Origin of the sequence: Microbulbifer hainanensis (assembly GCF_014904735.1) — a bacterium.
Classification (GTDB): domain Bacteria; phylum Pseudomonadota; class Gammaproteobacteria; order Pseudomonadales; family Cellvibrionaceae; genus Microbulbifer; species Microbulbifer hainanensis.
Genome location: NZ_JACZCR010000093.1, coordinates 1 through 363, shown reverse-complemented (window position 1 = coordinate 363; position 363 = coordinate 1). Strand labels below are relative to the sequence as shown.

Genomic DNA, 363 nt, shown 5'->3' with positions numbered 1-363 from the left:
GGAGCTCAGCTCTTTAAAAAAGAGTGAGGACAGTTTCCAGGTCACGTGGACAGAAGCTACTTTCTCGCCTTCAGGCGCGCAGCGAGGATCCGTCGAGCATACGGCCCTTATAACCGTCGCCCATGGCGAACAAGCAGTTACAGACGACACGCAAAATCCCACCAATTTGCACGTTGTCTTTTTCGACTGGACCGTTCCGGAGGTCTTACCGAGATGAGTTTTTTTGAATTGATGAACATAAAACATATGTTCTATGTTCTCTCAATGAACCGAGCGAACCTCATAGCGATAATCTCCCTGTCAACTTTGACCGGTTGTTGGGCCGGAATCCCGGTCCCGGTAGAGACAACAGCGCCAACTTCG

At 50.1% G+C, this 363-nt stretch carries 1 protein-coding gene; it reads left to right on the top strand.

The window, feature by feature from the left end; translation table 11 throughout:
* A partial coding sequence (locus tag IG168_RS20765) for a hypothetical protein (protein ID WP_226877205.1) occupies positions 1-217 on the top strand: 217 nt, incomplete at its 5' end.
* Positions 218-363 lie beyond the last annotated feature (146 nt).